Raw genomic sequence first — 16675 nt, 5'->3', positions numbered from 1 at the left:
AATTCTCATCAATCAATGAGACGCGGGCAGGTTCTGGACGAACAAAAAAATGTGAAGGTCGGGCCGGAACCTACTCCACCCGGCCGATCTTCTTCACGGCCGTGATCAGCCGCGCACTGTCGTCGGCGACGAAACGCGAGAACTCCGGCGCGTCCTGATAGGCGACGAGACTGCCGGAGGCCTCGAAGGACTTGAGGACCTCCGGACTCGCCATCACCTGCGCCATGGCCTCGCGCAGCCGGGTCGCGATCGGCGCGGGAAGAGAGCTCTGTGCAAAGAGCCCGGCCCATATGTACATCTCGACATCCTTGTAGCCGAGCTCCTGGAAGGTCGGCACGTCGGGGAAGCTCGCGATGCGTCGCGCACCGCAATTGCCGAGCACGCGCAGCTTGCCGTCGTCGACCTGCGGCTTCAGCGTGCCGGGCGCGGCCGCGATTGCCTGCACGGTGCCGCTGAGCAACGCGGTGAGCGCGGGACCGGCGCCGCGGAACGGCACGTGCAGCAGCTTGATGCCGGCGCTGTTCGCAAACATCTCCATCGCCACATGTAGCGTGCCGTACGGCCCGGACGAGCCATAAGTGATCTGGCCCGGCCGCTTCTTCGCGTCCTCGATGAAATCCTGCGCGGTCTTCCATGGCGCCGAGACCGGCACCGCGAGCAGCGTGGGATCGGCGAGCACGCGCGCGATCGGCATGAACTGCGAGACTTCGTAGGCGACGGGACGGTCGAACAGCCGGTCGGCCTCCGGCAGCACCGCGAGCGACGAAAGGGTCATCAGCAGCGTGTAACCATCCGACTCGGCGCGCGCCGCCGCGGCATTGCCGACCGATCCGCCGCCGCCGCCGGCGCGGTTGTCGACGATCACGGGCTTGCCGAGGATCCGCTCCAGCGCCATGGCCACGGGGCGCGCGGCGAGATCGGCCTGGCCGCCGGCCGGAAACGGCACGATCATGGTGATGTTGCGGGCCGGATAGCCCTGCGCGAGCGCCTGGTCCGGTAACGCAGCCCGCAACAACGGCAATGCCGCAACCGCGCGCAAGAGATCGCGTCGATCCATGGTGGTCCCTCCCCCTGATTTTCTTTGTTTCGCGGCCAGCCTAGCGCGGCGATCGGCAAGAACAAGACGTTTACGAAGTGCTAACCATGTTCGGTCCGGCCCGGAACGCATCCCCGGACCGGCTGTTGCCCTTCCAGGGAGTGAGTGATGCGCAATCTTCAAACCATTGACGTCGCGTTGGACGAGATGCTGGTCAATCTCGCGGCGATCGTGCTGCGGCTGTCAAAGCCCGAGGTGACGCGAACCCCGGAAGCGCGGCGCGCATTGGCGCAATCGGTCCACCAATACGCGGTCTGCGCGGCACGCTCGACGGACCCGCGCGTCCACGAATTGAAATCCGAACTGGAGGGGACGCTGAAGCCGAGCCTGCGCATCGTCGCGATCAACGGCGTGAAGGTGTCGTAGTCAGACCGTCTTCGCCTTCGCGCGCGTCCGCCGCTTGCACGTGCCCGGCAGCTTTGCCGCGAGAAAATCGGCGAGCGCTTCGACGCGCGCGGGGCGCGGGCCGCCGGGCGGCGTCACCAGGTGCACGGCGCCTTCGGCCTGCTTCCAGTCCTTCAGGATCACCTCGACCTCGCCGGAGGAGATGGCTTCGCCGACGATGAATTCGGGAAGCTCGGCGATGCCGAGGCCGGCGATCAGCGCCGGCATCACCGCTTCACCGTTGTTGACGCGGAGTTGACCGCCCGGACGCACGCTTGCCTGCTCGCCGGCGGAATTGGTGTAGTGCCAGACATTGGGCGTGGAGAGATAGGCGTAGCTGAAGCATTTGTGCTCGGCCAGATGCATCGGATGCGTCGGGCGGCCGTGACGCTTGAGGTAGGACGGCGCCGCCACCGTGAAGCGCGGCATGGTGAACAGCCGCCGCGCGATCAGCGAGGAATCCGGCAGCCGCGCGATCCGCACCGCCATGTCAAAACCCTCGCCGATCAGGTCGATGGTCGCATCGCTCAGATGCAGATCGACCGAGACTTCCGGATAGGTCTCGAAGAACTCCGGCAGCAGCGGCGCCACCGCCTTGATCCCGAACGTCATGGGCACGGCGAGCCGCACGAGGCCGCGCGGCGCCACCGATTGCGCCAGCGCCTCGTTCTCCGCCGCCTCGCCATCGACGAGCAGGCGCGTCGCCCGTTCGGCGAGCTTGTGCCCGGCATCGGTCAGCGCGAGGCGGCGCGAGGTGCGGTTGAACAAGCGGGCACCGAGCCGCTCCTCCAGCCGGGTGACGGCCTTCGACACCGTCGCCTTGGACATCGCGAGCTCGCTCGCGGCCCCCGCAAACGACCGTAATTCCACGACTTTTGCGAAAATCGCGAGCGCCTCGAAATCGGGGAGTTTTGCCATGGGAGCGGGTCCATAGGAGTAATTCAGGAAACAATGCGTTTCAACAGTTTCTATTTCTATACCATAGGCGGAGGCTTATCCAAGCGTCATCAGAAATTCAGGAATGGATAAATCCAATGACCAAGAAGCTCTCAGGCAAGGTTGCCCTCGTCACCGGCGGTTCGCGCGGCATCGGCGCAGCCTCAGCCCGCGCGCTCGCCGACGAAGGCGCGGATGTCGCCATCAGCTACGTCGCCTCGCCCGACAAGGCCGAAGCGGTCGTCACGGAGTTGAAGGCCAGGGGCGTCAAGGCTCGCGCTTTCAAAGCCGACCAGGCCTCGGCCAAGGACGTCACCAAGCTCGTCAACGACGTCGCCAAGGAATTCGGCCATCTCGATATCCTCGTCAACAATGCCGGCGTCGCCGCGGGCGGCGCGACCGACGATGCCAAGGCCGACACCGACGCGCTGGAACGCCAGGACCAGGTCAACGTGCATGGCGTGATCGCGGCGATCCGCGCCGCCTCGCAGCTGATGGGCGAAGGCGGCCGCATCGTCACGGTCGGCTCGATGCTGGCCGACCGCGCCTCGTTCCCCGGCCTTGCCGACTACGTCGCCACCAAGGCGGCCGTGGTCGGGTACACCAAGGGCGCGGCGCGCGACCTCGGCCCGCGCGGCATCACCGTCAACGTCGTGCAGCCCGGCTCGATCAACACCGACATGAACCCGGACGACGACCGCGACTTCGCGGAAGCCCAGCGCAAGCAGCACGCGCTCCAACGCTTCGGCCGCCCCGAGGAAGTCGCCGCCGGCGTTGTCTTCCTCGCAAGCCCGGAGGCCTCCTTCGTCACCGGCACCGTGCTCAATGTCGACGGCGGGTTTGGCGCGTAACGCCAAACCCCTCCCCTCCAGTCAGGAACCCACATCCATGATCGAACTCAGACCTTTCGCAAAGCTCGGCGGCGCCGACCACGGCTGGCTCAAGGCCAAGCATCACTTCTCCTTCGCCAGCCACTACGACCCGAACAACATGGGTCACGGCTCCTTAAGGGTGTGGAACGACGACGAGATCGCGCCGAACACGGGCTTTCCCGCCCATCCCCATGCCAACATGGAAATCATCACCTATGTGCGCGAGGGCGCGATCACCCACCAGGACAACCTCGGCAACGAGGGACGCACCGAGGCGGGCGACGTGCAGGTGATGAGTGCCGGCAGCGGCATCCGTCACTCCGAGTACAATCTCGAGCCGAGCAAGACCCGGATCTTCCAGATCTGGATCGAGCCTGTGGCGCGCGGCGGCCAGCCGACCTGGGGCTCGAAGCCGTTCCCGAAAGGGGACCGCTCCGGCAAGCTCGTCACCATCGCGAGCGGCTTCAAGGACGACACGGACGCACTGCCGATCCGCGCCGATGCGCGGGTGCTCGCCACCACGTTGAAGGCCGGCGAAAGCGCGGAGTACGAGCCGCAGAAGTCGCGGCATCTCTACCTCGTGCCCGCGGCAGGCTCGGTCGAGATCAACGGCGTGCGCGTCAACGCCCGCGACGGCGCCGCGATCCGCGACGAGAGCAGGTTGAAGATCACGGCGCTCGAAGATTCCGAGCTCGTGCTCGTCGACGCGGCCTAGCGGCGGCGAGCTGCATCATCTTCCGTCATTCCGGGATGGCGCGAAGCGCCAGACCCGGAATCTCGAGGTTCCGGGTTCGATGCTTTGCATCGCCCCGGAACGACGGAGCAATCACGAACACTCACTGATCACCCAACGGAGACCACCATGACCAAAGTTCTCGTCCTCTATTATTCCGCCTATGGCCACATCGAAGCGATGGCCAACGCCGTTGCCGAAGGCGCGCGCGAGGCCGGCGTCACCGTCGACATCAAGCGCGTGCCCGAGCTGGTTCCGGCCGAGGTCGCCAAGGCCTCGTACTACAAGGTCGACCAGGCCGCTCCGATCGCCAAGATCGAGGACCTCACCAATTACGACGCGATCATCGTCGGTACCGGCACGCGCTTCGGCCGGATGGCCTCGCAGATGGCGAACTTCCTCGACCAGGCCGGCGGGCTCTGGGCCAAGGGCGCGCTGCACGGCAAGGTCGGCGGCGCCTTCACGTCCAGCGCGACCCAGCATGGCGGCCAGGAGACGACCCTGTTCTCAATCATCACCAATCTCCTGCATTTCGGCATGGTCGTGGTCGGCATGAACTACGGCTTCGCCGGCCAGATGAAGCTCGACGAGGTCACCGGCGGCGCACCCTACGGCGCCACCACGATCACCGGCGGTGACGGCAGCCGCCAGCCCAGCGCCAACGAGCTCGCCGGCGCGCGCTATCAGGGCCGCCAGATCGCGGAGACCGCCAGGAAACTCCATGGCTGAGCGGCACGGCTGAGCTCCACGGTTAAGCTGCGCGGTCAAGCTTGACGATCGACCGCATGGCTGATGCGACGCGGGCGGCATTCTCTTTCGGGAATGCCGCCCCATCTAGGTGTTCAGGGATATTGGACCAGAAGCGATACGAATGGCTTTCGAACTGTTGTTGATTGCGCAGATGATCCGCAGGCCCGCCCAGGCGCTTGCGCGGCGCTGGTATTGCCGCAGCCTGTTCCGCGCCTCACGCGGCCGGCTTCACTGCGCCGGGTGCACGGGATCGTGAGACGGCAATCCCCCTAGGCCCGCGTGATGTCGGCGTGAGGCTGAACTGACGCCGTCGGCGTGGGCGCCGGCGCCGTCGACAGCCACCAACCCTCACCGGCGAACCAGCACGTCTCGTCGGGAGCGCCTTTCCTCCGCAACGACTGCACGCTCTCCCATCCTCTCGCGAACGCCTCAGCCAATCGCCGACCGGCCTCCGCATCCTGCAATCCTGCGCAGCCGATGAACTGGGCCCGGCTGAGAAATTTCGCCGGCCAGATCGCGTCGTCGTCAGGACGCGTGATCATCAACATACCGCCGTGCATGCCTTCCGGCGCCAACGGAAACACCAGCCGCCCGCCGGGCCGTAGCGCCTCGAGCCACTCCGTGGCCGGCTGCGCCGCGCCGGCGCAGACATAGATCACATCCGCAGCCGGCAGATCGGACGCGATGCCCGAACGGTCGTGCACATCCGCATGGGCGATATCCCTGAGATTTTCGCGCGCCAGTCCTGCCAGACGCTGGTCGATCTCGTAGGCATGGACGCGGCCGCCGGGTCCGACGAGATGCGCGAGGATCGCGGTGTAGTAGCCGCTACCCGCACCGATCTGGATCACAGTCTCGCCTTCCTTCACGGCGCAGCCGCTGAGCCAATGGGCGTGCGCACCAGGCATCCCGATATTGAGGCCACGCGCGCTGTCGAGCGCCAGCAGCGTGTTCTGATAGATGAACGCGGGATCATCATCGGGCGTCACGACATAGGGATGACCGCCGAGACAGATCGACCACGGCCCGGGCCCGACGAAAGGCTCGCGCCTGACGGTCCGAAAGGCCTCCTCGATACGGGGATCCGCGGCTCTCGCCGCGGCGCAGATCAACTGCGCATAGAATGCGCGATATTTTGCCGAACGATCTTCCATGTCGCCTCCGTGAAACGGAGACGACGATAACACAACGATTGCGATATTCGAGCGACATCTGCAATCGGGGGGCGCGTGCTCTAGCGCGTTCCCTTGCCCATCGCCCGCGCCGCGACAGCGGCCAGCCTGGGATGGCGGCGCAGGCCCTGCGCGGCATGGTCGCGCCATGCGTAAGGAGCGCCGCGCCAGGACAGCGCGACGCTGGCGTCGGTCAGCGCGACCTTCTCGGCGCCGAAGCGGCGCTTGTAGTCCTGGTTGCCGATGCTGAGATCGAAACGGCGCACGCCCTCCGCATGCAGTGCCGCCATGGTGCGCTCGGTGACGAGCAGCCCCGGCGAGCAGCTCGACCACGAATCGCCGGCGTGGCTGATCCGCAGCAGGAAATAGGTCGCGCCATGCCTGACGCCGAACGTGGTGGCAACGACGCCCTCGTCGCACATCAGCGCCGAGATGACGACATAACCATCCGCGACACCCTGGCGAGCGACGTCGCGATAGAATCGGGCATGCATGTCGTCGTTGAGGACGAACCGCGAGCCGAGCTTGCGCATGCGCGCCTGCTGCTGCGCGTCCATCACGTCCAGCAGCTCAAGCGCGCGCGCGACATCCGTGGCGATCTCGAACCGCGCGCCGGCATGGCGGCTGAACACGCGCCAGCAGCGCGGCATCTGCATGCGCTTGATCGAGGCCTGATAGCCGTCATAGTCGTCGCCCGTCAGCACGAGATTGCCGTTCAGCGAGCTGGATCCGATACGGCCGAGCGACACCAGCGGGTTCGGCTTGCCGCCGACATGCGCCGGCATCTTCCTCAGGCGCAGCAGGTCGAAGCGGTCGGGCAAGGCGCAGAGCGCGTCGACCAGCGCCTTGCCGATCGCATCCATCGCCGCCGCATCCAACGCGGCATCGAGCGCCAGGATCGGCGCGTTGTTGTCGGAGACGCCGAGGTCGGCGAACTCGACGACGCGGATGCCGCGCCTGATATGGCTGATCATCGGCACCGCCGCGATGTCCTTGCCGGTCATGGCATCGGAGATCACGGCGATCAGCGGCGCGAGATCGTGAAACGCCTCGTACCAAGCGCCGAGCCAGTAGCCATGCTGGAACGCGGTGCGATGCCCGCCATTCAGGCGCAATGCGGCCTGCCGCCAGTCACGCACGAAATCGACCGCGATTCCCGACGTGCTGGACACCCGATCATCTGGTTGCTCGACGCTGAGAAACGCCATCCGCGGGTCATACAGTGACTGAATGTTTCCAGATAGATTATGTTTTGCCGCAGTCCACAAGTGACGTCGCCGCATATCGTTAAGCGGATGCCATTACGGCCGTCCCGGCTGCGACAAGCTGTCAGCGCGCGGCTCCGTTTGTTCGACGCACTGGAACCTGGCCAGGAAATGCAGACCGGCCGCGGCAAGCGCGAACATGAACCAGATCGGATTCTGCCGTTCGAGCAGGAAGGTCTCGGTGGTCCCGTAGTACAGGCCGAACAGCCACACGGTCAGGAACAGTTTGACCAGCGCGGCGCTGCGGTTGTGGGCCTGGGCCGACTGGAAATTACGGAGCGGTGCGAGCACGAAGACGAGGACGACGAGCAGCAAGCCCGGCAGGCCGATGGTGACCGCGAGGTCGAGATAGCTGTTGTGGCTGTGCGCGGCGGACGTCGCCCATTCGGCGCCCTGGGCGGTCTGCCGCGCCGTCACGTCGTCCCAGAAGGCCGCATAGCCGTGGCCGATGATCGGCTTTTCGGCGACGGCAGCGAGCGCGAACTCCCAGATGTCGGAACGGCCGGTGAAGGTGGGATCGAGGGGAAGCAGCCGCGTCATGGCGCCGAGCGACGGGCTCACGACGCTGCCGACCGTCAGCAGGTTCATCACGATCAGCGGGACGAAACACATGAGCCGCTTCAGCCACGGGCTTGGCGTGGCACAGACCAGCGACGCGAGGGCGTAGATCGCAAGGCACAGCACCGACGACGTCTTGCCGCCGGTGAAGATCAGGAAGATGCCCGCCAGCGCGGCGATCGCCGGTCCCATCACGAGCGACCCGACGCCGCAGAGGTAGATGCCGACATAGACCAGGATGGTCATCACGGGAGATGCGACGTTCTTGTGGCCGAAACTGCCGCGCCAATCGCCGGCGAGCTGCGGCTCGGTGACGTCGAGCGCGGTGTGCATGGAATATTGCGGCGCGAGGAAGACGCCGAGATAGCACAGCACCAGCAGCACGAGCGCGGCAGCGCCGAGGCACAGGTTGAAGCTGCGCTGCGTCGGCGGCAGCAATGGCAACAGAACGGCGAGCGACGTCACGCTGGCCGCGAGCACGAAGCGCTGCATCGAGACGCCGCGGCTCTCTGAGAAGACGATGTTGATCAGCAGCCAGCCGACGAGGCAGAGATGCAGCGGGGTCACCAGGCTCTTCAGCGCGGGCGCATCCGTGGCGGCGACGAGCAACACGGCGATTGCAGCCAGGAGGCCGAAGGAGATGTAGGTGAGCGCCATTCGTCCGCCGACGACGGTGGTGACGTCGGGATTGCGCAAATCGGGAAACGGATCGAGCGTCACCAGCACGAGGAGCAGGGCCGCAACCGCGACGAGGCAGCGCGCCGCCAGCACGGCATTCAGACCGGCAAGCCCATCGCGCAGGACGTGGCCGAACGATCGGGCCTCGACGTCGGTCATGTCAGCGGCACTGCGATCCATGGCTCAAGGCCGGCCTGGTGAACCCGGGGAAGCAAGCGACAAGTCTTAGCTCGTCCTCGTTAACCATCCGTCAACCAGCAGGCCGGACGCGTCGGACGCCTTCTGCCGCCGCGCCACGCTGCGCGCGATCTCGTAATATTGCAGCGCTCGCTGTTCCAGCGTGAGATTGTCGAGCACGAAGCCGCGCGGATCGAACGCGTCAGCGGCGCAGCCGGTCCAGAAATCGTCCCAGCCCGCCTCGAACCCGGCGGCGTCGACGAACCTCGTGCCGCAACGGTGATCCCAGTACGGCACCGACGACACCGGTTCGAACTTCACGCGATGCGGATAATAGTCGGGGTCCCGCCACGGGCCGCCAGGGTCCCAGGCGAACACCGGCACGCCGCAGGCCAGCGCCTGCTGATAGGCGATGCCCTGGCTTTCGTTCTGGCACAGGAAGATCATCGCGCGCGAGCGCGCCAGCGCGGCCTGATAGTCCTCTTCCTTGTAGCTGCCATAGCGCAGCTCGGTGAACGAGCGCCCCTCCTTGAGCAGCCGGGCGCGGACAGGCTCGATCAACTCCGGCGCATAGCGCTCGCGGTCCCAGTGGACCTTGTCGTAGATCAGCACGTCGACGGTCTTCTGCGAGGCGCGCGACGGCGCCCAGAGATCCGTGTCGATGCCGACGGGCCAGGCCTCCGTGTCGGGCCAGTACGGCCGGTACATGTCGGCGTACCACTGGCCGGGCACCACGACCTTCTTCACCGGCAGGCGCTTGAACAGGTCGGGATCGTCGAGCGGATGATTGTGGGCGGCGACGCCGAGCAGGATCGGATTCTTCCACGCGAACTTGTCGAGCAGGAAGGTGCGACCGATGATGCAGGCGACTTCCTCGGGATGCTGCGCGACGTAGCCGTAGTCGTTGACGCGGTAGCGGATGCCGAGCCGATCGAGCCCCGCGCAGAGATTGAGGAACACGCGAAGCTGCCCGCTCATGCGCGGCTCGCCGAGCAGCATGCGGCGCGCCATGCGCCGCAGATGCCGGTCGCCGGGAAACCAGCGGTCGTCCTTGTCCTCGTAGAAAAGGTTGAGGACCATGTCGTCGGGATCGTAGTCGAATGTCTTTGCGGGCACTGGAATCCATCCGCGGCAGCCGGGTGCGCATTCTCGCATGGGACCGGCTGTCGCACTCTTCCAAGTTTGCGACAGGCTTAATGCCAACGGCTTAACGTTATTCTGCGAATCCGGCGTCGCGCAGGCCTTCCGAGAAACGATTTGGCCGTAATGCGGGTATCATCCGCAGCGGCCAAGGTTGCCATCGATCGCATCTGCAGATGCGCCCTGGTTAACGAATCCTTAAAGCGAGCCGCAGCTTGATCACCGCCGAAGACGTTCTCGATTTACCGGTCAGCGCACGCGTGACGACGCAAGCGCGCCTCCCGCTGCCGGTGGGCTCGACCACATCGGTGTCCGTCGTCATTCCCGCCAAGAACGTTGCGGCCTATGTCGGCGAAACCCTCGCCAGCGCGCTGGCGCAAGGCGAGGTGACCGAGGTGATCGTCGTGGACGACGGTTCGACCGACAACACCATCGCGATCGTCCGCGCCATTCGCGACCCGCGGCTGCGCCTGATGACCAACGATTCCGCCGGCGTATCGGCCGCGCGCAATCTCGGCGCGCGACATGCCAGCGGCGAGTGGCTCCTCTTCCTCGATGCCGACGACCGCCTGCGCCCCGGCGCGGTCGCGGCACTGCTGGCCGCAGCGCGCGGAGCTCCGCGCGCCGTCCTCGTCTACGGCGACTACAACACGATCGACAGCGAGGGACGGCAGGTCGGCCGGCGCGACCTCTTGAAAGGACGCCGCAAGCCCTCCGGCGACGTGCTGACGCGGCTCGCGGCCGGCAATTTCATCGTCAATGGCGGCATCGCGCTCGCGCGTGCGGAGGCCTTCCGCGCCATAGGCGGCTTCGACACCTCCCTCAGATATTGCGAGGATTGGCACTGCTGGTGCCGCCTTGCTGCGATCGGCGAGTTCGAGTTCGCACCAAAGCTTCTGCTCGACTATCGCCTGCACACGGCCAACACCATGAACGCGGCTGTGCGGACACCGCAGGATTTCTTCCCGGCGATCGCGCGGGTCTTCGACGACGGACTGATCCTGGCGAGATTGCCCGAGGGCACAGCAGCCCGGCTGCGGCAGGCGGCCGAGATTCATCTCGTCACCTATTCGGCGATGCAGGCGGTCCGCTTCGGCAGATATCGCCAGGCCTTCATCTATCTCGGGATGATCGGCCGCCGCTCGCTCAACTCGCTGCCGCGCTCCGCGCTCAGGGTTGCCCTCGCCTGCTTTGGCATTTAGTCCGCCGCCATGGCGTCAGGACACGATCTTCGAGGCCTCATAGGGCTTCGGCTCGATGCCGAGCGCCGCCAGCAGGGAGCCGAGCGCGACCATCACGGGATGCATCGCGACGACGGCTTTCGACGTCGCCAGCAGGCGGGCCGCGCGTAGTAAAGACAGCGGCAGCCGGCCGAGCATCTGCGCAAACACCCGCACCCGCGCCGCCACGCCCTGCGCGGCCTTGTACTGCACACGGTAGTTGATCGCGCCGATACGCAGACCGCGCTTTGCGATCCAGCCGAGGCTCGTGCGGCTTTGTGGCACGGTCTCGGTGATGACCGCCTCTGTCGTCCAGTGGAACGTCATGCCGGCATCGCGGCAACGCACGAAGAAGTCGCAGTCGCCGCCGCCGAGGAAGTTGAAGCGCAGATCGAAAGCCGGACTGCCGAGCCGATCGAACGCCGCACGCGTGATCAGGCAATTGCCGCAGCCATAGATCAGCGGCACCGCGCCGCTGTAGTCATAGGCAGGGCGGAAGGCGGGATGACGCGAAAGCCAGGGCTGGCTGTCGTCGTCGAAGTCAGGCAGCACCGGCCCGCCGACCACATCGGCGCCGGTCGCCTCCGCGGTGCGAACCATCAGTTCGAGCCAGTCGGGCGAGGCGATCTCGTCGTCGTCGATCATCAGGAAGCGGGTCGCAGCGGGAAACAGCGCCTGCGCCGTCTCGAACGCAGCGTTGATCGCCTGACAGTTACCCTGCCGCTGCTCGACAAGGCAGATGCCCTGGAGCCGGCCGTCGGCGAGATACTCCGCGGCGACCGGCGCGCTCTCGCGCCGCGCGGCATCATTCTCCACCATGACGACGGCGAAGGAACGCGGGGTTCGCTGGCTCGCGAGCGATTCCAGTGTCAGCCGCAGATGCTGCGGGCGGCGGAAGCAGGGAATGCAGACGACAATGCCGACCGACAGGTCGATGACGCGAGAGCTCGCCGCGATCTCCCGGTTGGGATCGCGCACGGCATCCGAGAGCCGGCTGGCGGACAGGTCTGTCGGGATCAGCGTCATGGCGTTCTAGATGCCCGAGATATGTTGAAAAACCCCTGCGTCAATCGCATCAGCCGGTGACGTCCCGTGAGGACACAGTGCCACGGGACAGATGCGTGCCAAAGTGAACGGCCGGACCGAGGCGCGAAACGGCACCATTCCGCGGATCTCTCGACAATGCAGATCTGCCGCCATGCGCTTAACCGCTTTCGCGTGTTTTCCCTGCCAATCCATGCGCACGTGGTACTGCAAGTCGCAGTCCATCCGCTGCGGACGGCGCGACAGGGACAATGCTGTAGTTAACGGCCATGCGCATTAACCCGACCGTAAGCACCACGACCGGTGAAGCGTCGCGGCACCAGATTTGCTCTTCGGGCATGCGAGACTTTTCCTGTAAATTTGAGTCGAACAAGCGCGGTCAGAAAATATGAACAAGCCAGCCACGATCGATTTCGCGACAGCTACGGCGATCCAGATCCCCGCGGCCACCGCGCAAGCCCAGGCGCTGCACGATCTGGTCCCCGGCGAAGCCCGCGACAGCCTGCTCGCCGTCCACGACGTACTGCGCCGCGAACTGCCGCAGGGCCGGCTCGCCATCTATGAAGCCGGCGGCGGCTCGTGCAGCGTTCTGCCGCCGGAATTGCTGAGCCGCAGCCAGGTCACCGTCGTCGACATCGACGAGGACCAGGTCCGCAACAACACCTACGCGGACGAAGCCATCCTCGGCGACGTGCAGACCTACCGCTTCGGCCGCGAGACCTTCGATCTCGTGATCTGCTACAACGTGATCGAGCATCTGCCCAACGTCGACGCTGCGCTCCTCAATTTTCGCGACGCGCTCAAGCGCGGCGGGATGATCCTGATCGGCGCGCCCAATCCGCGCTCGCTGTCCGGCGTCGTCACCAAGTACTCGCCGCACTGGTTCCACGTCTGGTTCTACCGGCACATCCGCGGCATCAGGGATGCCGGCCTGCCCGGCGAACCACCGTTCCCGACCTTCTTTCATCCGCTGGTGACGTTGCCTCGGCTCGAAGCGTTTGCGGCCGCCAATGGCCTCGAGATGACCTATCGCCGTGAGGTCGAGAGTCCGCGCTATCCCGAGATGCGCCGGCGCAAGCCGCTGTTCGCAGCTCTGGTCGATGCCGGCGCCGCAATGCTGAACGCCGTGCTCCCGCGCGGCACCGACGTTCGCCGCGGCGATTATCACGTCATCCTGCGGAAGAGCTGACAATCATGGCGCGCGCGCGGTCCATCGCAGGACGAGCGAAGCCTGGCGGCCTTGCTGCGCGCGGTAACGAACCGTTAATCCCTTGGGGACCCCGGCATCGCGAGTGTCACAGTGACGCGCCGAGGCGCGGCGTGCGCTTAAACGCTTTGTTTGCCATTTCGGTGAATAGTCCCTCAATGAGTATGGTTAATTTTCCCTGTTGCGTTGATTGGGCACCTATATCCCGGGTGCGTGGCGTAAAGCGAAGAGTAACCCCTCAGCCCGCGGTCGTTGGAATGAAAGCTGGGGACTATGCTTGACTACAACCAGCCGATAGATCGGGCCGGACCGGAGGCCCCGCGACAACGGCCTCAAACCGGCTTCAACGTGCTGGAGCTCGTCAATCTGCTCTGGCGGCGGAAGATCGCGATTGCCGCTGCCGCACTCCTCGGTGCGACGCTTGCCGTCACCGTGGGCAAGAGCGTGACGCCCCGCTACACCGCCACCGCCCAGCTCTATGTCGACCCGCGCGAGCTTCAGCTGGTCGATCGCGAGCTCACGCCGCGTGCCCAGGACGTCTCCGGCATGGCCATGGTGGTGGAGAGCCAGGCCCGCCTGATCACCTCGAACAGCGTGCTGCTCCAGGTGATCCAGCAGGCCGGCCTCGACAAGGACCCCGAATTCGGCGACGGTGATGCCAGGAGCCTGATGTCGTCGCTGCTCGGCCTGATCGGCCTTCAGCCCCGTGCGCCGTCCGCTGCGGAAACGAAGGAAGTGCAGCTCGCGGCGCTCGACGCGCTGAACCGGCACATCACGGTCCGCAAGACCGAGAAGAGCTTCATCGTCGACATCGAGGTCTGGTCGACCGATCCGGCGAAAGCGGCGATGCTCGCCAACACGCTGACCAGCGCCTACCTCGCCGAATCCCGCAACTCGCAGGCTTCGGCCGCGCGACGCGCCACCAACGATCTCTCCGGCCGCCTCAAGGAGCTTCGCGAGCGGTTGCGCAGTGCCGAGACCGCGCTCGCCACCTACAAGGCCCAGAACAATTTCGTCGGCACCCAGGACGCGCTGATCAGCGACCAGCAGCTCTCCGCCAGCAATCAGCGGCTTTCCGCGGCCCGCGCGGCGACAATGGACGCACAGGCACGGCTCGACCAGATCGAGGCGAGCCGGCGCACCGCTGCAGATGCCGGCGCGAATTCGGAGGCGCTGCAATCGCCAACCATCGCGAACCTGCGCGCGCAATATGCCGACGCCCGCAAGAAGTACGCGGAGCAGGCCGGCGAGCTCGGCCCGCGCCATCCGGCGTTGCGCCAGACCGAGAAACAGGTCGAGGATCTCAAGCGCACCATCAACGAGGAGATCGATCGCTTCGCGCAGTCCGCCAAGAACGATCTGACGCGCGCCCGCGACTACGAGGCCTCTCTGAACCGGGCGCTGGAGGCGCAGAAGCGGCAGAGCGTGCAGCTCAGCCAGGCCGCCGTGCGCCTGCGCGAACTCGAGCGCGAGGCCGATGCCAGCCGCGACGTCTATCAGTCCTTCCTCAAGCGCTCGCGCGAGACCGAGGAGCAGGAGACCCTGAACACCTCGGCGGCCCGCGTCATCGGCGAAGCCACCGTGCCGCAGCGGCGCTCGTTCCCGCCGGCGATGAGCCTGTTCGCCATGATCGGCTTCATCTTCGGCGCGCTCGCGGCTTCGAGCTGGTTCGTCGCGGCCGAGCTCCTGTTCGCCGGCGCCCCCACGCCGGCCCGCCGTGAACGCACACCGGCGCCGCAAGGTCCCCGAGCACCAGAGACGACGCGGACTTCGGAGATTGCCCGGCCTCAGCAGGCATCGCGCACTCCGGAAGTCGCGCAGGCTCTGCCGGAAGTTGCCGCGCCATCGCTGCAGCCCTCGATGGTCGAAAGGCCCCTGATCGAAAAGCCGCTGATCGCGCGCCTGCAGGAGGCCGATGTCATCCACACGCTGGGTGCCATTCTCGCCACCGGCGGCGGCGTCGACCTGACACGGCTGGGCTGGCCGACGCTGCGCCCCGGCTTTCCCCTCACGACGCTACTCAATGCCTGGCGCGACATGCGCGCCGCGGTGGCCCGGCGCGCCGGCGGCAAGGCGATGCCGGTGATCGCGCTCATTGGTGCGAGCGAGACCACCGGGCGCAGCGTGACCGCGCTGAATTTCGCGCTCGCGGCCGCGCGTGACGGTGCCCGCGTCCTGATGATCGATGCCGACCATCAGGCACGCTCGCTCTCGAACAAGGTCACCCGTCCCGGCAAGAGCGAGCCGAGCGCGCTCGGCTGGCTCTCGATCGGCAGCAAGACCGCGCGCGAGATCAAGACGGTGAACGGCATTTCGGTGCTGCCGGCCGCCGAAGGCGACGCGGGCAAAGCGGCCGAGGCCATCCGCAAGGCGATTTCGCAGGCGCGCGCCGCCGGCGGCTATGACCTCGTGGTCCTCGACGGCCCCGCGATGCCGCTCCCGGCCGGCGGCCGCAAGCTGCTCGACGATGCCGACGCACTGGTTGCGGTACTGCCGACCAGCCTCGACATCAACGACAGCCTGGAAGAGATCCTGAGCACGCTCGGCCGCGCCGAGCGCAAGCTCGTCGGCGTCGTGCTCGACGAACTCGCGCCCGCAACCCAGGCGCGCCAGCGAGGCAGACAATATGCTTGAGCGCCGCGTCAATCTGGACGGCCGGGCCGCAACCGCCGACGTGCCGCGGATCACCGTCGGCGGCCTTCGCATGGCCGCGCTCGACCTGGAAGCGACCGCCGACTTCATGATCGAGGCGACCGATCCGCGTCATCGCATCGGCCGTCCGTTGCACCTGACCTCGGCCAATGGCGAGGTGCTTGCGCGCTGCTCGACCGAGCCGGAGACCGAACGCCTGTTCCGCGGCGCCGACCTGATCAACGCCGACGGCCAGCCGCTGGTGGCGGCCTCGAAGCTGCAATCCTGGTTCCCGCTGCCCGAGCGCGTCGCGACCACGGACCTGTTCCACGTCGTCGCGCGCAAGGCCGAAGCGGTCGGCCGCACCTTCTACATGTTCGGCGCCAGCGAGGCCGAGAACGCCGCGGCGGTCGAGAACGTCCGGAAGATGTATCCGAACCTCAAGATCGTCGGGCACAGCCACGGCTATCTGCGCGGCGAGGCCCTGCGCGCGAAGGTCGAGGAGATCAACGCGCTCGCGCCGGACTATCTCTGGGTCGCGCTCGGCGTGCCCAACGAGCAGGCATTCGTGGAGCAATACACGCCGTTGCTGACCAATGTTGGCGTTATCAAGACATCGGGCGGCCTTTTCAACTTTTTGTCGGGCAGCCGGTCCCGCGCGCCGCAATGGATGCAGAAATTCGGACTCGAATGGGCCTGGCGCACTTGGCTCGAGCCACGCCGCCTGTTCTGGCGCTATTTGACCACCAACCCCCGCGCACTCTATCTTCTCTTCAGCCGCAAACGGCCTTCCAATCGCTGAGAGAAGAGTA

16 protein-coding genes are annotated in these 16675 nt (G+C 66.2%); 9 read left to right on the top strand and 7 right to left on the bottom strand.

Annotated features, from left to right (window positions below; genetic code table 11):
- Positions 1-70: 70 nt before the first annotated feature.
- Positions 71-1057, bottom strand: coding sequence for a tripartite tricarboxylate transporter substrate binding protein (locus AAFG50_RS06085; RefSeq protein WP_028173933.1), 987 nt, complete (start codon positions 1055-1057; stop codon positions 71-73).
- A gap of 147 nt (positions 1058-1204) precedes the next feature.
- Between AAFG50_RS06085 and AAFG50_RS06080 the strand changes: the two genes are divergently transcribed.
- Positions 1205-1462 (top strand): hypothetical protein, encoded by a 258-nt coding sequence (locus AAFG50_RS06080; protein WP_028173932.1) that lies wholly within the window; start codon positions 1205-1207, stop codon positions 1460-1462.
- Here the strand turns inward: AAFG50_RS06080 and AAFG50_RS06075 are convergent, their stop codons facing one another.
- On the bottom strand, positions 1463-2398 hold the full coding sequence (locus AAFG50_RS06075; RefSeq protein ID WP_028173931.1) for a LysR family transcriptional regulator: 936 nt from the start codon (positions 2396-2398) through the stop codon (positions 1463-1465). It lies immediately after the preceding gene.
- A 116-nt stretch (positions 2399-2514) separates the two neighbouring features.
- On the opposite strand from AAFG50_RS06075, the gene AAFG50_RS06070 reads away from it, so the two are divergent.
- The 4 genes from AAFG50_RS06070 to AAFG50_RS06055 all read left to right on the top strand — a co-directional run bounded on the left by AAFG50_RS06070 (position 2515) and on the right by AAFG50_RS06055 (position 5027).
- Entirely contained in the window at positions 2515-3267 is a 753-nt protein-coding gene (locus AAFG50_RS06070; RefSeq protein ID WP_011090295.1) for an SDR family oxidoreductase, read from the top strand.
- Between the two features lie 37 nt (positions 3268-3304).
- Entirely contained in the window at positions 3305-4003 is a 699-nt protein-coding gene (locus AAFG50_RS06065; protein ID WP_028173930.1) for a pirin family protein, read from the top strand.
- Positions 4004-4150: 147 nt separating this feature from the next.
- A complete protein-coding gene (wrbA, locus tag AAFG50_RS06060; protein WP_028173929.1) occupies positions 4151-4750 on the top strand; it encodes an NAD(P)H:quinone oxidoreductase in 600 nt (199 codons plus the stop codon).
- A 142-nt stretch (positions 4751-4892) separates the two neighbouring features.
- Complete coding sequence (locus tag AAFG50_RS06055) at positions 4893-5027, top strand: hypothetical protein (protein ID WP_257784484.1); 135 nt, start codon at positions 4893-4895, stop codon at positions 5025-5027.
- 13 nt (positions 5028-5040) lie between these two features.
- Here AAFG50_RS06055 and AAFG50_RS06050 read toward each other — a convergent pair whose 3' ends face one another.
- The 4 genes from AAFG50_RS06050 to AAFG50_RS06035 all read right to left on the bottom strand — a co-directional run bounded on the left by AAFG50_RS06050 (position 5041) and on the right by AAFG50_RS06035 (position 9737).
- Entirely contained in the window at positions 5041-5925 is an 885-nt protein-coding gene (locus AAFG50_RS06050; RefSeq protein WP_028173928.1) for a methyltransferase, read from the bottom strand.
- An 80-nt stretch (positions 5926-6005) separates the two neighbouring features.
- Positions 6006-7151 (bottom strand): GNAT family N-acetyltransferase, encoded by a 1146-nt coding sequence (locus AAFG50_RS06045; protein ID WP_028173927.1) that lies wholly within the window; start codon positions 7149-7151, stop codon positions 6006-6008.
- Positions 7152-7244: 93 nt separating this feature from the next.
- Complete coding sequence (locus AAFG50_RS06040; protein WP_039187127.1) at positions 7245-8624, bottom strand: O-antigen ligase; 1380 nt, start codon at positions 8622-8624, stop codon at positions 7245-7247.
- Positions 8625-8669: 45 nt separating this feature from the next.
- Positions 8670-9737 (bottom strand): glycosyltransferase, encoded by a 1068-nt coding sequence (locus AAFG50_RS06035; RefSeq protein WP_039187130.1) that lies wholly within the window; start codon positions 9735-9737, stop codon positions 8670-8672.
- A gap of 239 nt (positions 9738-9976) precedes the next feature.
- Between AAFG50_RS06035 and AAFG50_RS06030 the strand changes: the two genes are divergently transcribed.
- Positions 9977-10963, top strand: a complete 987-nt coding sequence (locus AAFG50_RS06030; protein WP_028173925.1) for a glycosyltransferase — start codon at positions 9977-9979, stop codon at positions 10961-10963.
- Positions 10964-10978: 15 nt separating this feature from the next.
- On the opposite strand, the gene AAFG50_RS06025 is transcribed toward AAFG50_RS06030, so the two are convergent.
- Positions 10979-12007 (bottom strand): glycosyltransferase, encoded by a 1029-nt coding sequence (locus AAFG50_RS06025; protein WP_028173924.1) that lies wholly within the window; start codon positions 12005-12007, stop codon positions 10979-10981.
- A 406-nt stretch (positions 12008-12413) separates the two neighbouring features.
- On the opposite strand from AAFG50_RS06025, the gene AAFG50_RS06020 reads away from it, so the two are divergent.
- From AAFG50_RS06020 to AAFG50_RS06010, 3 genes are all read left to right on the top strand, one after another.
- Positions 12414-13214: a methyltransferase gene (locus AAFG50_RS06020; protein WP_028173923.1), complete on the top strand. Its 801-nt coding sequence runs from the start codon at positions 12414-12416 to the stop codon at positions 13212-13214.
- Between the two features lie 291 nt (positions 13215-13505).
- On the top strand, positions 13506-15866 hold the full coding sequence (locus tag AAFG50_RS06015) for an exopolysaccharide transport family protein (RefSeq protein WP_028173922.1): 2361 nt from the start codon (positions 13506-13508) through the stop codon (positions 15864-15866).
- Positions 15859-16665: a WecB/TagA/CpsF family glycosyltransferase gene (locus tag AAFG50_RS06010; RefSeq protein WP_028173921.1), complete on the top strand. Its 807-nt coding sequence runs from the start codon at positions 15859-15861 to the stop codon at positions 16663-16665. Before AAFG50_RS06015 ends, AAFG50_RS06010 begins: the two co-directional genes overlap by 8 nt.
- Positions 16666-16675 lie beyond the last annotated feature (10 nt).

Source organism: Bradyrhizobium sp. B039, from assembly GCF_038965675.1.
GTDB lineage: Bacteria > Pseudomonadota > Alphaproteobacteria > Rhizobiales > Xanthobacteraceae > Bradyrhizobium > Bradyrhizobium diazoefficiens.
This window is presented reverse-complemented; position numbering and strand designations above follow the sequence as displayed.

Bases quoted from the DNA above. Each gene is read 5' to 3' on its own strand.
- AAFG50_RS06085 (WP_028173933.1), bottom strand. From the start codon at position 1,057: ATGGATCGACGCGATCTCTTGCGCGCGGTTGCGGCATTGCCGTTGTTG.
- AAFG50_RS06080 (WP_028173932.1), top strand. From the start codon at position 1,205: ATGCGCAATCTTCAAACCATTGACGTCGCGTTGGACGAGATGCTGGTC.
- AAFG50_RS06075 (WP_028173931.1), bottom strand. From the start codon at position 2,398: ATGGCAAAACTCCCCGATTTCGAGGCGCTCGCGATTTTCGCAAAAGTC.
- AAFG50_RS06070 (WP_011090295.1), top strand. From the start codon at position 2,515: ATGACCAAGAAGCTCTCAGGCAAGGTTGCCCTCGTCACCGGCGGTTCG.
- AAFG50_RS06065 (WP_028173930.1), top strand. From the start codon at position 3,305: ATGATCGAACTCAGACCTTTCGCAAAGCTCGGCGGCGCCGACCACGGC.
- wrbA (WP_028173929.1), top strand. From the start codon at position 4,151: ATGACCAAAGTTCTCGTCCTCTATTATTCCGCCTATGGCCACATCGAA.
- AAFG50_RS06055 (WP_257784484.1), top strand. From the start codon at position 4,893: ATGGCTTTCGAACTGTTGTTGATTGCGCAGATGATCCGCAGGCCCGCC.
- AAFG50_RS06050 (WP_028173928.1), bottom strand. From the start codon at position 5,925: ATGGAAGATCGTTCGGCAAAATATCGCGCATTCTATGCGCAGTTGATC.
- AAFG50_RS06045 (WP_028173927.1), bottom strand. From the start codon at position 7,151: ATGGCGTTTCTCAGCGTCGAGCAACCAGATGATCGGGTGTCCAGCACG.
- AAFG50_RS06040 (WP_039187127.1), bottom strand. From the start codon at position 8,624: ATGGATCGCAGTGCCGCTGACATGACCGACGTCGAGGCCCGATCGTTC.
- AAFG50_RS06025 (WP_028173924.1), bottom strand. From the start codon at position 12,007: ATGACGCTGATCCCGACAGACCTGTCCGCCAGCCGGCTCTCGGATGCC.
- AAFG50_RS06020 (WP_028173923.1), top strand. From the start codon at position 12,414: ATGAACAAGCCAGCCACGATCGATTTCGCGACAGCTACGGCGATCCAG.
- AAFG50_RS06015 (WP_028173922.1), top strand. From the start codon at position 13,506: ATGCTTGACTACAACCAGCCGATAGATCGGGCCGGACCGGAGGCCCCG.
- AAFG50_RS06010 (WP_028173921.1), top strand. From the start codon at position 15,859: ATGCTTGAGCGCCGCGTCAATCTGGACGGCCGGGCCGCAACCGCCGAC.